Origin of the sequence: Shewanella sp. 10N.286.54.B9 (assembly GCF_041468565.1) — a bacterium.
Lineage (GTDB): Bacteria > Pseudomonadota > Gammaproteobacteria > Enterobacterales > Shewanellaceae > Shewanella.
Window position 1 is genome coordinate 112,400 of sequence record NZ_JBFRIY010000001.1, and the last position, 15,391, is coordinate 127,790.

The following is a 15,391-nucleotide window of genomic DNA, read 5'->3' on the forward strand; positions in this document are numbered from 1 at the left end:
AAATAGATAATTTCTAAGTTCAGGCGACATAAACGGCCTTATTGAGTGCGGAGAAAGAGAGCCTAGGGTGTTCAATGGGTCCGTGTATCACTTTTTTACATTTTCCATCAGTCTGATTTTTATAGGTTTTGTGAAATGTTAAAAAATTATCGATGCCTAGCAGGACAGTTTTTGGCATCTTTATTTGCGCCATAATGGCCGTTCTTCGCTTTCATCTGAGCTCCATAACTCTGTATGCTACAGAGCTGGCTATGAAACCGAAGGCCTCTACTCCATCTTCACTTGGTTGTTTAAGTGTTAATACTTAGCAATAGTGTTTTAGCTTCAACTGTTTTCCCGTAAACGTCTGAGCCTAAAAGTATTTCAATGAACTCACAGAGTCAGATCTCCCCCGTTGGAAATTTCGCTTTTTAAATTTCGCCGGGGCGCTGAGGGTTCGCTAAGGGGGACAAGCGCTTTCCCCCTTGGCTCTGGTGTGGGCGAAGCGCCACGTCCTTTATCAAACGAAGTTTGATTGCTACCACGGTGAAGCTCTGGTGTGGGCGAAGCGCCACGACTTTTCGGCCGCAAGGCCGCATCCACACCAAAGGAAAATTAGAACCTCTTCTAAAAAACAAACCATTTGGTTCACTTCCCATGCTAAGCTTTTAGCTTAATCACAACCTCTTTAAACCGCTACGCGTATATTCAACCCTATGAACAAACTCAGCCGAAATGAAAGACTGACAGTGATCTTAAAACTGCTCAGTGAACATAAAACCTTATCCAATGCTCAACTTGCCAAATTACTGCAAGTCACGCCTAAGACCATTCGTTGCGATCTGGTGTTACTGCAAAACGAACGGCAGGTGATAAGGACTCATGGTGGTGTACAGATCTCAGCGGAGTTCGATGCCGATAAATACTGTCTGGATAACCTATTATCACAGTTAACCAGCAATGCCAGTTTATCAAGTCCAGCCACGCAGACTCTTAGTAAACGTAGAGGTAATGAAATGAATAACAAAGTGTTTATACTCGGCTCTTTTAATGTCGATATCGTCTCTACATTGGAGCGTTTTCCCCAGCCCGGTGAAACATTACATGCGCTGAGCAATAATATTGGTGCTGGCGGTAAAGGGGCAAACCAAGCTTATGCAGCGGCAAAAGCGGGCGCCAACGTCACCTTTATGACCAAAATAGGTAAAGATCAATTTAGTCATTTCGCTAAAGAGCATTTAGCAACGACGGGGATCAATAACGCGATTATAGCCGAATCGGACAACAGCCCGACGGGTAATGCCCTCATCTATGTTTGTCAGCAAACAGGTGAGAACATGATTGCAGTGCATTCTGGTGCTAATACCGACATTACCCAGCAAGAGATATTACAAGCGGAACAACACATTGTGGGGGCGAATCTACTGCTGACTCAACTTGAGAACAATATCGATGCGGTTAAACAGGCGATGCAAATAGCGCACGCCCATGGCGTAAATGTGGTGCTTAACCCAGCGCCCTACCATAGCGAGACTCCAAGTTTATTGGAATATGTGGATATGGTGACCCCAAATGAAACTGAAGCCTCTTTGATGACAGGCATCGAAGTGACCGATCTTACTAGCGCTAAACAAGCGGCGATAAAAATCAGCCAGATGGGAGTGAATAAGGTTGTTATTACCCGCGGGGCTCAAGGTGTACTGCTGTATGAAAGCGGCCGTTTTAGTGAAGTTGCTGCCATAAAATGTGTTGTTACTGATACCACTGGCGCAGGTGATGCCTTTAACGGCGCACTCGTTGCTCAAATTGTTAAAGGTGACAGCTTATTCGATGCTGCTAGATTTGCTAACGCCTATGCGTCACTGGCTGTAGAGCGTGAAGGTGCAGCCAATATGCCAGATGCGAGCCTAGTGGCTGCACGGTTGTAACGACAACCAGCAACTCAAACTACAAGTTATAAAAAAGCCCAGTGTTCAACACTAGGCTTTTTACTTTAAAGCGGGATACAAAAACGCTATCGAACTAGCGCTGCTTTTGGCCGTAATCAATAATAGTTTTGCGGTAAATTTCCAGTAGTTCGCTATCATTCACTGCAACGCCAATACGTTGTGGTGTTTGAGTTTGCCACTCATCATGCATGTATTGCCGGCCATCGAATTTCTGAATAGTCATTCCTTCAGCAGGTCCTTCGGTCACCACGCGTACAGGCCCTTCTCTAAGGGTAAACAGCTCAGGCTTAATCACATAAGCAATCGCCGATGGGTCGTGTACGTGACAAGCATCTAAACCGACTTTTTCTTTATAGAACTTAAGATAGAAGCGACTCACGTCCCAAATAAATTGACCCACTTCAGCGGCATCATCACGCAGCTTATCTAAATAGTCTGCCGTGAAGAAGCTTTGCTCGGTAACATCAAGCCCAATAATCACTACCGGCCAAGCAGCGCCAAATACCATATCGGCAGCATGCGGATCGTCATGGATATTAGCCTCTGCATAAGGGGTCACATTTCCGCGGTGGTCGTTAACACCAAATGCGCCGCCCATAATGACCACTTCTTTGACCAAGTTAACGATATTAGGCTCAGCTTGCAGCGCGAGTGCTAAGTTGGTTAACGGGCCAATTGCCACAAGAGTGATTTCATTTGGCTCGGCCGTTACCGCATCAATGATGTATTGGTAAGCAGGGCGACTATCGGCCTTGCCCGCTACATCAGCTGGAACCTGCACATCACCAAAACCACTTTCGCCATGTACCGCTACGGTTGGTCCAACGGGAGGTCTAACAATAGGCTTACTAGCACCTTCGGCCACATCGGCCTCAAGGCCGTACTTTTGTTTTAGGTACAGAGCGTTATGCGTCGCGCCTGCAATAGTCACGTTACCGTAAATAGTGGTTATCGCTTTGAGCTCTATGTCAGGGTGCGCCTCAGCGAACAGGATCGCCATGACATCATCAATCCCTGGATCTGTGTCTAATATGATTTTCTTAACCATTGGATCTATCATCCTGTTTTCTATGATATCGATATCTAGCGGTTGCACTATTGCACGCAAAGCGCTTCATGACATCAATATCAAATGAGTTAAAGGTGAATAAGTAAAAAGCTTAGCAGCTTAACAAGCCCCTAATATACGGACAGTGTTAAACAAGGAGTGTGATAAAGCCAAGAACTTCTACAAAAAAGAGAACAACTTGGTTCGTATATAGCTGTGCGACCTGAATATGCGAAATTCAGTAGCAGTTCAATGGACTCAATCACCCGTTTCATCGCGCCAAGCTGAACCTAAGCACTCACATCCATATTAACGCGGCATTGCTTGTTACTCATTAATTTCCCCTTAGGCCAATAAGCTGGTTATGAACAAATCACCTCCCTGAACACAAAAGCCCCCTCGTTCGAATAACAACAACCAACGCTATCGAATGGGAAAGATTACGGTTGAAACTAATTTTTGTTCAAACTTTATTTTTTGCAAAACAGAGACTATTGAACACTTATCATTCGCCGATTTAGCCCCATGTTAATCAGATACTTACAGCCGAACACTTCCAAGCATAAATCGAAAAATTTAATCTGTGATTCAAGTCGCAAATTTTAATAAAGGTTGATAGTTACAGCTCTAACCATTAGAGTTGTTATTAATTGAACGTTCAATTAACAATTTTAGCTACAAAAATACTAACAATAATAGCCATTCAGGATCTCGACTTTTATGCCGCGCCCGCCAATGAAAACCGTCCGCCAACAACAGCTCATCGACGCAACTTTAGTCTCGGTTGAACAACATGGCTTACACAACACCACCATCAATACGATTAGTGGCTTGGCCGGGTTATCATCAGGATTAATTAGCCATTACTTTGGCGGCAAACAGGGATTAATTGAAGCAACCCAAAAGTACCTACTCGATCAGCTTAAACAAGCGCTATTGAGCCGCACCGCAGATAAGGAGTTGCTGCCGCTAGCAAGGTTACACGCCATTGTTGAGGCTAACTTTACCGAGCTACAACGCTCAAGACCTGCAACCAAGACCTGGTTAAGCTTTTGGTCACAGGCCATGCACGAACAAGGCCTTGCGAGGTTGCAACATATCAACAGCCAACGTCTATATAGCAACCTTCTGTTCTCTTTCAAAAAACTACTTCCCCATGCCAACGCCATCACTGCAGCCAAACAAACTGCCGCCATGATTGATGGCTTTTGGTTACGTAGTGCCTTAAGCGCTGCACCAGAGAAAGAGTTCGAACAGGCACAAATTTTATGTAAAGCCTTTATCGAGGCGGTGATCATGCAGTACGGAGAAACCCGATGTCACTAGTTGTATATCCAAACTATATCCATGGACAAGCGCTCAAAAACAGTAGCGGCGAAACCTTTGAAGTGATTAACCCAGCCACTGGCAAGGTCAACTATTTAGTTGAAGTTGCCGATGACAAGATCCAGCAAGCGGCAATCGACAGCGCAAAGGCTGGTTTTGCAGTCTGGTCAGCAATGAGCACCTTTGAGCGCAGTCGCATTTTACTTAAAGCGGTAGCACTGCTGCGTGAGCGTAACGATGAGCTCGCTGCCATTGAAGTACAAGACACCGGTAAGCCATGGCAAGAAGCGTCAGTGGTTGATGTGGTCACTGGCGCCGATTCAATTGAGTTCTTTGCTGGGCTTGCGCCGAGTATCGAAGGCAACCAACAATCGGTTGGCGATGATTTTTATTACACCCGCCGCGAACCTTTAGGCATTTGTGCCGGGATTGGCGCCTGGAACTACCCACTACAAATTGCTTGCTGGAAATCTGCCCCCGCGCTGGCTTGCGGCAATGTGATGATCTTTAAACCGTCGGAAGAAACCCCTCTTGGTGCATTAAAGTTAGCTGAGATTTTTACCGAAGCTGGCGTCCCCGCTGGTGTATTCAACGTAGTGCAAGGCGACGGCCGCGTTGGCGCTTGGCTAACTCATAATGAAGAGATAGCAAAAGTATCTTTCACCGGTGAAGTCGGCACGGGTAAAAAAGTGATGGCTGCCGCTGCCAGTTCGCTGAAAGAGGTCACTATGGAGCTTGGTGGTAAGTCGCCGCTAATCATCTTCAATGATGCCGATCTCGACAATGCCGTATCAGCAGCTATGTTAGGTAACTTTTACACCCAAGGCGAAATTTGCACCAACGGCACTCGGGTATTTGTACAACAAGATATCTATCCTCAGTTTATTGAAAAGCTGCTTAAACGCACCCAAGAGAATATCGTCTGCGGCGATCCGATGGATCCTGCCACTAATTTTGGCGCGCTTATCTCTAAACCGCATCTGGATAAGGTGATGAGCTACATTGAGATTGGTAAGCAGCAAGGCGCCGAGCTGCTGGCTGGCGGTCATACGCTTAGCCCTGAAAATAGTCCTAATGGCTATTTTGTTGCGCCGACAATTTTTGGTCAGTGCAATGATGAAATGACATTAAGTAAAGAGGAGATCTTCGGCCCGGTAATGTCAGTACTACCGTTTGAGCACGAAGATGAAGTGGTGCGTCGCGCCAATGATACCCGCTTAGGCCTAGCCGCAGGTGTATTTACCCAAGACATAACCCGCGCCCACCGCGTGATACACCAGATGCAAGCCGGTATTTGCTGGATAAATGCCTATGGCGCCTCACCAGCAGAGATGCCGGTTGGCGGCTATAAAATGTCGGGGATTGGCCGTGAAAACGGCAGTGAAACCCTAAAAGCTTACACTCAAATCAAAGCCGTATACGTAGGTATGCAGCCGCTTGAAAGTCCATTTTAAGGCGCTGACATGACCTCTATATCAAATGAAAAGTACGACTATATTATTGTTGGCGCTGGTAGCGCAGGCTGTGTACTCGCCAACCGTTTATCTGCCAATGCCAACAACAAAGTACTGCTATTAGAAACCGGTGGTAGTGACAAGAGCATCTTTATCCAGATGCCAACTGCGCTGTCTATTCCAATGAATACCGCTAAGTATGCCTGGCAGTTTGAAACCGAAGCCGAGCCACATCTAGATAACCGCCGTATGCACTGCCCTCGAGGCAAGGTACTGGGCGGTTCATCATCTATTAACGGCATGGTCTATGTGCGTGGCCATGCGCGTGACTTTGATGAGTGGCAACAAGAGGGAGCAAAAGACTGGGATTATGCCCATTGCCTACCCTACTTCAAAAAAGCTGAAAGCTGGGCGTTTGGTGAAGATGATTACCGCGGCGTAGCTGGACCTCTCGCCGTTAACAACGGCAATGAGATGAAAAACCCGCTTTATAAAGCCTTTGTTGATGCCGGTGTTGATGCCGGTTACTTAGCCACGGATGACTACAACGGCGCGCAGCAAGAAGGTTTTGGCGCCATGCACATGACGATTAAAAATGGTGTGCGTTGGTCAACCTCAAATGCTTATTTACGCCCCGCTATGAAGCGTAGCAACTTGACGGTTATCACCCATGCATTGGTGCATAAAGTATTGTTTTCGACTAAAGCTGGCGAGAGCAAAAAAGCCGTCGGAGTGCACTTTGAGCGCAAAGGTAAGCACATTGAAGTTAATGCTAACAAAGAGGTGGTACTGTCTGCAGGCTCAGTAGGCTCACCGCATATTTTGCAGTTATCAGGTGTCGGCGCAAGCGAGACACTTAAACAAGCTGGCATTGAGCAAGTGCATGAACTGCCAGGTGTCGGCGAGAACCTACAAGATCACCTAGAGTTCTACTTCCAATTTAAGTGCCTTAAACCAATATCACTGAATGGCAAACTCGACCCGTTGAATAAGCTATTTATCGGCACTCGCTGGATCTTAAATAAATCAGGGCTTGGTGCCACTAACCACTTTGAGTCTTGTGGTTTTATTCGCTCAAAAGCAGGCCTTGAGTGGCCAGACTTACAATATCACTTCCTGCCAGCAGCTATGCGTTATGACGGCAAAGAAGCCTTTGCAGGCCACGGTTTTCAGGTGCACATTGGCCATAACAAGCCTAAGAGCCGCGGCAGTATTAAAGTGGTTTCGAGTGATGCGCATGTTGCGCCAAGTATTCAATTCAATTACCTGTCGCATCAAGATGATATCGAAGGCTTTCGCGCCTGTGTGCGCCTTACTCGCGAGATCATTAACCAGAACGCACTCGATGAATATCGCGGCGAAGAGATCCAGCCAGGTATTAGCGTGCAAACCGATGAGCAGATAGACAGCTTTGTCAGAAGCTCTGTTGAGAGTGCTTACCATCCCTCTTGCTCATGCAAAATGGGCGAAGATGCGATGGCAGTGGTTGATTCACAGACCCGAGTACACGGCATGGAAGGCCTTAGAGTGGTTGATTCCTCTATTTTTCCAACCATTCCAAACGGTAATTTGAATTCGCCAACCATTATGGTCGCAGAGCGAGCGGCAGACTTGATTTTAGGTCATAGCCCATTAGCGCCAAGTGCAGCACCAGTGATCACTGCCGATAATTGGCAGCAACAACAGCGCAACCATTTGCCAAAGAGATAGTACCCAAATGATAGCGCCACAAGATAGGTCGCTTGGTTTAGCACAGCATTAAGGCGCTAAGCCAATCGATGTCCCCAACGAACTGGAAATGATCCGCGATCAATTTGCGCATTTCAAAATAGTTGGGTATAGGCCTCGGTCAGCCTAAGCCAAGTAAGGCTAAATGGCCATAATCGCCAACTGTAATTTATCAAACCTTAACTTTCGCTAAATCGAAAATTAAGGCTTGAGGGATTTTTGCGGCCAAAATTTGCCGCTGGTTAGCATAACAATAATAAACACAAGGATTTAAACCTATGTTTTATAACAACAATAAGTCGGGAGCTCTGTAATGACTACTTGGCTTACTATAGGGATATTATTTACGTTCGCAGCCATCGCTTTTGTGATTTACCGCTGGGGCAATGTTAAGTGTGTCGGAGTCACACCCGTGCGTACTTTCACCTTTATCGCCATTTTGTTTACCTCAGGTTTGGACGTGGGACTGATCATGTTCCCGCTGACCGAGTTTGGCGGTTACGCCGACGTCGCAGCTAGCCCTGAGTATGGTTTTACCAACCCGCTAGCGATTGAGTTTGGCTTCTGGGCATTTCTTATCTGGGCGTTTTACTTTCTGACCTGTTTCTATTTCTGTGTCATAGAGCCAAGAGTCAAGTTCTTCGAAATCCCACTAATTAAATTCATTAATAACGTGGTGATTATTGGTACTTGTGCGTTTACCGCTTACCTACTACTGACCAACTTACCTTGGTATCTACCAGAGATGGGTGATGGTGAAACGGTTGTTAGCAGCTTCTACCTCATCGTATTTGTGATTATTGCCGCTGCAGTTTACTCAAGTACTAGCATCCGCTACGTACGAAAGTTGAGTTTAGCCAGTACTTGGTTGTTCATGGGTTTAATTGTATTGATGTGGGCCGGCGCATTCTTATCAAAAGACTCTGGTGTGGGCGAATTTGTCACGACCTTTGCCATGCTCGGGGATTACTTCGGTAATATCCACCAGTTTGTGCTGCCACTAAATGATTACCACGAGTTCTACCTTTTCTGGTGGTTTGCTTGGAGCATCATGATTGGCCAGTTTACTTCTCGCTTTGTCGGCGGCATGAAAACCTATCAGGTGTTAATCGCCATGATGGTATTTCCGTCACTACCTATCGCCGTTTGGTTTACGGTGTTGTACTACTACAGCGCCAATGAAATAGCCACCACAGGCTTTTACAACATCGCCATGGTGTTAGTGGGAATAACTTTTGTAGTCAACTCACTCGACTCATTAATCCGCCTATACACCGACAACCTAAACCTAACGGTTGAACGTTTCGGCAAGACCAAATATATCATCGGTAATATCGCACTGATGAGTGGTCTGACGCTACTGTTCCAGCTTAACTTCCTTGAGATCCAGTGGGTTGGCGCATTAGCGATTGCACTTATTTTGGCATGCTTTGGTTATATCTTAGCCACCAAATTTAACAAAGTGGCTGCGATTGAGCATTCACCAAAAGAAAACAAAATTGACTTTAGCAAAATTGAATTAGCTAACTAATAAGAAAGAAAGGGAAATGATGAAAACAACAATTAAAAGTCTTGCGCTAGTCGGTCTAATGACTCTACCGACCTCAGCCTTTGCAGGTGTTAGCTCAACGGTTAACGTGACCTCTGATTACACCTTTAACGGTGTAAGCCAAACAGATAACGGTCCAGCCCTGCAGGCAAGCCTTGACTATGCTGCCGATGCGGGCTGGTATGTTGGAACTTGGGCATCAAACGTTGATTACGGCTCAGGCGATGATACGTGGCTGGAGCTAGATTTCTACGGCGGTATGTTTTACCAGCTAAGCGAAAGTGTTTCACTCGATGCAGGTATTGCCTACTACACTTACCATGGCGACGACGCTTCTAGCGATTACAAGTACCCAGAGGTTTACACCAAATTTGGTTATGGTTCGTCTGTAGGTCAAACTGAACTGAACTTTTGGTACACCTGGGACTACTTTGGCGTTGATGCCGGTCATTACATCATGATGGCGGCGCATACTTTTACCGTTGCAGAAGGCCATGATATACGCATTAGCTTTGATCGTTCTACCTCTACCGATGAAGCAAAATGGGCTTGGGATGGCGATAAGGCGTATAACCATTACCGCGCTGAATACATGACGAGCTGGAAAGGTTTCGACTTTAACCTAGCTGTTGAAGATACCAGCATGGACATCGATACCGCCGACACTCGCGCTGTTTTGTCTGTCGCAAGAACCTTTAACTTCTAGTGATTAGATTTTAGCTAAGGCTGTGCCTTGCACATGCAGTCTAAAATACGGTATAACGCTCTGTCGTTATGCCGTATTTTTATTTTGGCATACACTTGCCGTTAATTCAGTATCACTAGCATGGAAAAGTTATGGAAAAGTACGAAGAATTATTGATCTCATTGCGTCGTGTGATCCGTGCCATTGATATCCATTCTCGGCAACTTAATAAGCAGTCTGGACTTACGGGGCCGCAATTAATGGTGATGCAAAATATCGAGCAACTTAATGCGCCATTGGCCAAAGAGATAGCTAAAGAGGTGTCTTTAAGTCCAGCTACCGTTACCACGATTGTCGATAAATTAGAAAGCCGTCAGTTGGTTGTTAGAACCCGCAGTGAAACCGATAAACGTAAGGTGCATTTATCACTGAGTGACTCAGGCAAAGCGCTATTAAGTGACTCACCCAAGCCATTACAAGAACACTTTATTACTCGCTATCAAAATTTAGAGCAGTGGGAACAAAGCCAGCTATTATCGTCAGTTGAACGTATTGCTTCAATGATGGATGCTAACGAGCTCGATGCCGCACCGGTATTGTTGGTTGGACAAATTCAAGCAGATGAAGCAGCTAAGAGTTAGCGTAAGTTAACTCGCTCAGCCTACGACTAAAATCACTTTACTCTTCATTTGTGACGCTGTAATGGGGCCGATTTCATCGATGCCCACACTCGCTCTGTTTTCACCTTTAAACCAATACCTACCCGCATGGTCAATCCCCACTAACGTTTTGACGATATAACCGTAGCGCGGATGCAGCAATTTAATGATGTCACCCACCTTTAGTGCCTGCTTATCAAAATGCTCTGATAGCAGTACAAAATTGCCACTTTTAAGCCGCGGAAACATGCTGTCTCCTGCGACTTTATTAACGCTTAAACCAAACATAGCAGTGTACTAAGACTCAAGTTTTGGATAAACGACTGTTTCAGCAGGTGGATATGGGCAGTTTGCTGAATAGACCGCAACCCCAGAAGATTTCAGCGAAGCGATTGACCAGTGTAAGCAGTTCCACCGTTGCAGCCCGATCAATATGCTGCTTACTTTTAGACGCGGTCAACATGATGTTATGTGTGAGCGAATGCAACTCAGGAAAAGCATCCAGTTGAGGTTGTTTTATATAATCCCCCCAAATAACTTGTATTTCCGCTTTCACTTTTTTCCCATGCAGCTCTTTCTCCCCCACCAAACGGTTGAACTGCGCCAGTTGCGCTGCAGACATTGTACTTACTTCTGGTAATTCATTGAGCAGATCGACCATTCTTATCATGGTCAGAACCGCTAATTGCGCAGTAATCGGGTCATAGATTTTGCAAGGAATATCACAGTGGGCGGACACGGTTGTAAAAGGCCGTTTACTGTCAATTTTATTCATTAATTTAACTAACATTCGAACTCCTACAGGTGCTCATCGAGCGATGATTTTTTTGCCGAATTAGCCTTAAACCATTTATAAGTAACAATGGCTGCCAGTAGTACGGGAGCAGCCCACAATAGGTGAATAAGGTTTGCAGACTCGGCACTATGGTCATGCCCAGGGTGTGCAAATACAACGCTTGAAAACAGGGCTAACAAACTGGTCGCCGTTGCGATGGGGTAACGCTTTTTCATTGATAATCCTTTATGTAAATATAAAATGGGCCCTATTAGCAGCAAAAGCCGTAATGTTAAAGTTTGAGCGGCCTCGACTTAATGCTCTAATGACAAAAGTAAGACAAACTAATGTACTGAGGAGCTTTGTGCACCGAGTAGAGCTGCCGTCTTCTCCAATGCCAACACACAGTCATCGCAAATAGGATTACGTTTAGCAAAGTCGAGGATAGGTGGAATAGTAAGACTTAAACTTTGAAAAGCAGAGCTTCTCACCGTTTCACAAACAGAATCACTTCTAGACAGTGACTTCACCTTTTCATGTGCATACTTTAGATAATGCAATGCCAGTTCACTCTGGTGCTGAGACTCATACAAATGCGCCAAATTATGCATGCCTGCAATCCATGCAAATAGTAAATCTCGATCACTCAGCTGATGTGACCATTCGCTCTCAATCAACGAAATGGCTTGCTGATAACAATATTGAGCATCCAGCCAAGCAGCGTCTTTAAAATGTTGATTACCTGAGTTCATGAGTTGCTGCCAATTTTCCATTTCATCACCAATTTAATTGCACTAGGTTATTAACTCGATCTAAATCTGCCGAACAATCGCAATGGTGTCATCGACTGTATTCGATACAACTTAAATACGAATAGTTCTCATTAAAATTTAGCACAGTTAAAAATGATGCTCAAATGGCAATTTGATAATTTACTTATGTAAAGAATTACAGGGAACGTGTGTCTGAGTGGCGTAAAGCAAGCAGGGTAAACAGGGTTAATCTTCAAAGAGCGGCATTGATGTGAATGTACAATGCCAACCGTTACAAGGCTAAATCTAGAAACGAGCTATAAGGTTCTAGTTTGTAATCGCCAAAAGGTGAACACGCTTGAAAACCAAACTGCTGATATAATTTCTGTGCAGGCTTAAAAGCATCCATAGAGCCAGTCTCAAGGCTCAAGCGCTGATAACCTCGAACTCTCGCCTCAGCAATCAGATGCGCCAATATTTTATGTGCCACACCTTGGCGAAGAAACTGAGCACTGGTGCGCATTGATTTAATTTCGCCATGGTGCTTATTAAGCTGTTTGAGCGCACCAATGCCCATTAATTGATCGGCGCACCACAAACTCCAAAAGGTAACATCAGCGGCTTTTAAAGCTGAGATATCGAGAGCATGCACACTCTCAATGGGAGAGTGCGACAACATATCTTGGTGGTGCTCACTTAGCAGCGCTAATACCTGCGGGTTATCTAACGGGCCAACTCGGATCTGCATGTTATTCATAGTCATTATGTTGCTGTCGACCTTACAGTTACAAGCAATTGAATCTAAAAAAAAGTTAAAGTTACCGTATTGATGAGCAAAGTACTGCCACGCCTACCTAGCGCTTATAGCCTCAGCACAAGGCTTTGCCAAGGCGGTAATTATCATCTGTTCATGGTTATCTATAGCAGAGGTTATAGGCTCATTAGGCAATAAATTAAACTCCTGCTGGGCAATAAGTGTATCGGCAAAAATAAAGCAGACTACATGAAGTGTACCGGACGTTAAAAGGCGAGTATTTACCTCAATAAGATGGCTGCCGCTTTGAAAAGTAATACTTTCCCCTATAGCGCAATTAGCGTTATCAGAAATAAGCACCTTACCTAAAGACTCAAGGCAAATCGCCATACTGATTAGTGTTCTGCTGGAGCGCTCAAAAATAGCTTTTTGTCTTCGGTTGCGAGCTGAGAGATAAAAACCAGCTATGGGACTACTCATTTAATAAGTTCCTCAACAATAATCATTGAACTTTATGCTATAGCAAATAAGCCGCGAGTTAAAACGACCAATATGAGCACTCATTTTTATCTCAATTTTGTGGATTAATTTAGTGGCGATTTAACCGCTATTCAACCGCCCACAGGTAGCAATGGTGCAAACTTCAAGTGACATGATCAACTTAAAGCCTGCACGATCAAAAGCAAACTCTTTGCTGAATGAAAGCTATTTACGACCTAAAATCCTCAGTATGCGTAAGAACAAGTTAATAATATCCATATATAAAGCAGCGGCACTATCAATTGCATTATCGAAGGTTTTTGGAATGGCATTGGCGCGTGCCCAATCGTAGCCAATATAGCCACAAAAGATAATCGCAACGATCCAATCTAAGATGCCGTGATGAGTGTTAAAAATAAATATTTCAATGAGCTCCACCACAATGACACAAAGCAGTGCGATTGTAAGACCACCCGCTATTTTGTTGAAAAATGCTGGGTACATAGAACCTAAAAGCATCATCACAAAGGTGACCATGCCTGTCACTCTGATTGCTTCTAATACAATATCAGGATTATATTGGCTTACTACCAAGTTAATGATTAACCCAAAAGGCACCACCACAAAATTGTAACCGATGAAACTAACAATCGGGTTATCGGATTTACTGAACAGATAGATACCGAAAAAGCATGATGCAAAATAACCAATAAAGAAAATTATCGGGTTAATACTACTTATCGATTCAACTGGAATATTGGCAACCATTAACCAATTTACGGCAAAGCCCCAAATTAGCGTTAAGCCGATAACAAGATTATAAACAGAACCACTGATGATCTTATCGCTGGTTTCAGTCCGGTTAAATACTTTTACTTCCATTTTATATCCCTAGAGGTTAGATCATTTACTATTTTTGAGGGTTATGAGTCGCAGTTATAAATACTGCTAACTATTACTATGACGCAAACCTATCATCACTAAGTGGTTGTTGTAAATGAGTAATCACTGTCTTTCGTTAGGGGAATGCATACCAATATCTAAAAGTGAGACGAACGTTTCCCCCTTTGGTTCGTTTATAACAATAATCGACGAAGCCGCCACGACTTTTCTTTTTATGAAAAGAAAGCGCAGCCTAATAAACCTACCAATGTTTAAAAGCGGATGGGTTAATTCAAAGGGTCTAAAGATCAGTGCCAGGCTTAAATAATACATGGCAATAAATGCATATGCATATGCTTTTGCAAAAAAGCCGTAAATATATCCCTATAGGCGCTGCTAAATCATCCATGATTTAGCAGCTTGCACAGCTCACCCCAGATGAATACCTAGCAAGCCCATGGTAGTCGTTAACTCGTTTTTGGACAGTAATGAGCTAGAAAATCTGCTCTAGCTCATGAGTTTTTGATTAGACAAAGTATGCCTGTTTCTCGAATTAGTTCCGGCCTCTTTATCCAGAGTTAAACTGCGTCTAACAACTAAAGTCGTGGCTATGCCACATGTCAAGCTTCGCTTGGCCAAGGTCGTGGCGCTTCGCCCACACCCGAGCCAAGGGGCAAAGCGCTTGCGCCCCTTAACAATCCCTCAGCGCCCCGAACGAAGTTGTCTTCCTCATACTTATTCGAAATAGCCTAACGCTTCCGATGGGACATCCTGTCCCGCGAAAGCTATGCCCACGTCCTTGTGGGCACTACGGCTATTTCTTCAACGTACTTCGGCAACTCCAATGGGGGATGGGTGTATTTGGTGAATCAAGCATGGTTTGTTAGTCACGAGATATCTGACCAAAGGAAAAGCTAATTACTGGACCGAAATGCGTTAGTGCAACAAAAAAACAAAGCCAGCCATTATTAATCAATAACATACCCAGTTGGAAAAGCGATATCAACAATTGCCGACTACCCAAGGCGTAATTGAATTATTTTCAACAAAGAATGACCAGACAGTTCAAGGAAATGGGGGAGTTTGCTGATATTGATGGGTTTAAGGCCGCGATTGATTAACTCGGTGTTTGAACTGAGGAATATGGGGTTGATGTTGGTTTAAAGTGGGGTTGAGTGTCTACTCTGTTTACATGTACTGACAGCTGCTTGAAAAGTGCCGTCGTCGCTTGTTGAGGTGTTCGCAGTATCGGCTGAATTCTTGTAGTGTCCCTACTGGACCATGGAATAACTCACCAAATTCTGCAACGATTTTAATCCAATTATCTGCGGGGATATTTAATCGATTGAGGATATTATTTTCAGTCGCTGA

The 15,391-nt window shown here is 44.5% G+C and carries 15 protein-coding genes and 1 pseudogene; 7 read left to right on the forward strand and 9 right to left on the reverse strand.

The window, feature by feature from the left end:
- Window positions 1–728 precede the first annotated feature (728 nt).
- Window positions 729–1,907 (forward strand): ribokinase, encoded by a 1,179-nt coding sequence (gene rbsK / locus AB4135_RS00485; protein WP_371989363.1) that lies wholly within the window; start codon window positions 729–731, stop codon window positions 1,905–1,907.
- A 94-nt stretch (window positions 1,908–2,001) separates the two neighbouring features.
- Here the strand turns inward: rbsK and AB4135_RS00490 are convergent, their stop codons facing one another.
- Window positions 2,002–2,976, reverse strand: coding sequence for a nucleoside hydrolase (locus tag AB4135_RS00490; protein WP_371989365.1), 975 nt, complete (start codon window positions 2,974–2,976; stop codon window positions 2,002–2,004).
- A gap of 720 nt (window positions 2,977–3,696) precedes the next feature.
- Here AB4135_RS00490 and betI point away from each other — a divergent pair.
- The 6 genes from betI to AB4135_RS00520 all read left to right on the forward strand — a co-directional run bounded on the left by betI (window position 3,697) and on the right by AB4135_RS00520 (window position 10,359).
- The gene (gene betI, locus AB4135_RS00495; RefSeq protein WP_371989367.1) at window positions 3,697–4,302 is read left to right on the forward strand and encodes a transcriptional regulator BetI; all 606 of its coding nucleotides are present in this window, start codon (window positions 3,697–3,699) and stop codon (window positions 4,300–4,302) included.
- The gene (betB, locus tag AB4135_RS00500; protein ID WP_371989368.1) at window positions 4,293–5,756 is read left to right on the forward strand and encodes a betaine-aldehyde dehydrogenase; all 1,464 of its coding nucleotides are present in this window, start codon (window positions 4,293–4,295) and stop codon (window positions 5,754–5,756) included. The genes betI and betB overlap by 10 nt, the downstream gene beginning before the upstream one ends.
- A 9-nt stretch (window positions 5,757–5,765) precedes the next feature.
- Window positions 5,766–7,466, forward strand: a complete 1,701-nt coding sequence (gene betA, locus AB4135_RS00505) for a choline dehydrogenase (protein WP_371989370.1) — start codon at window positions 5,766–5,768, stop codon at window positions 7,464–7,466.
- A 331-nt stretch (window positions 7,467–7,797) separates the two neighbouring features.
- Window positions 7,798–9,015 carry a BCCT family transporter gene (locus tag AB4135_RS00510; protein ID WP_371989372.1) on the forward strand — a complete coding sequence of 406 codons (1,218 nt, stop codon included), beginning with the start codon at window positions 7,798–7,800 and terminating at the stop codon, window positions 9,013–9,015.
- 19 nt (window positions 9,016–9,034) lie between these two features.
- Window positions 9,035–9,739, forward strand: a complete 705-nt coding sequence (locus AB4135_RS00515) for a TorF family putative porin (RefSeq protein WP_371989394.1) — start codon at window positions 9,035–9,037, stop codon at window positions 9,737–9,739.
- A 131-nt stretch (window positions 9,740–9,870) separates the two neighbouring features.
- Window positions 9,871–10,359, forward strand: coding sequence for a MarR family winged helix-turn-helix transcriptional regulator (locus tag AB4135_RS00520; RefSeq protein ID WP_371989374.1), 489 nt, complete (start codon window positions 9,871–9,873; stop codon window positions 10,357–10,359).
- Window positions 10,360–10,374: 15 nt separating this feature from the next.
- Here the strand turns inward: AB4135_RS00520 and AB4135_RS00525 are convergent, their stop codons facing one another.
- From AB4135_RS00525 to AB4135_RS00560, 8 genes and pseudogenes are all read right to left on the reverse strand, one after another.
- Window positions 10,375–10,626: a hypothetical protein gene (locus tag AB4135_RS00525; protein WP_371989376.1), complete on the reverse strand. Its 252-nt coding sequence runs from the start codon at window positions 10,624–10,626 to the stop codon at window positions 10,375–10,377.
- Between the two features lie 79 nt (window positions 10,627–10,705).
- Complete coding sequence (sodN, locus tag AB4135_RS00530) at window positions 10,706–11,167, reverse strand: superoxide dismutase, Ni (protein ID WP_371989378.1); 462 nt, start codon at window positions 11,165–11,167, stop codon at window positions 10,706–10,708.
- An 8-nt stretch (window positions 11,168–11,175) separates the two neighbouring features.
- Window positions 11,176–11,388 carry a hypothetical protein gene (locus AB4135_RS00535; RefSeq protein ID WP_371989380.1) on the reverse strand — a complete coding sequence of 71 codons (213 nt, stop codon included), beginning with the start codon at window positions 11,386–11,388 and terminating at the stop codon, window positions 11,176–11,178.
- A 108-nt stretch (window positions 11,389–11,496) separates the two neighbouring features.
- Complete coding sequence (locus AB4135_RS00540; protein WP_371989382.1) at window positions 11,497–11,925, reverse strand: DUF2753 family protein; 429 nt, start codon at window positions 11,923–11,925, stop codon at window positions 11,497–11,499.
- 271 nt (window positions 11,926–12,196) lie between these two features.
- Entirely contained in the window at window positions 12,197–12,652 is a 456-nt protein-coding gene (locus AB4135_RS00545) for a GNAT family N-acetyltransferase (RefSeq protein WP_371989396.1), read from the reverse strand.
- 102 nt (window positions 12,653–12,754) lie between these two features.
- Window positions 12,755–13,138 carry a hypothetical protein gene (locus AB4135_RS00550; protein WP_371989383.1) on the reverse strand — a complete coding sequence of 128 codons (384 nt, stop codon included), beginning with the start codon at window positions 13,136–13,138 and terminating at the stop codon, window positions 12,755–12,757.
- A 225-nt stretch (window positions 13,139–13,363) separates the two neighbouring features.
- Complete coding sequence (locus AB4135_RS00555; protein WP_371989385.1) at window positions 13,364–14,020, reverse strand: Bax inhibitor-1 family protein; 657 nt, start codon at window positions 14,018–14,020, stop codon at window positions 13,364–13,366.
- 1,188 nt (window positions 14,021–15,208) lie between these two features.
- Window positions 15,209–15,391 (reverse strand): annotated as a pseudogene (locus AB4135_RS00560) (transposase); the annotation flags it as partial.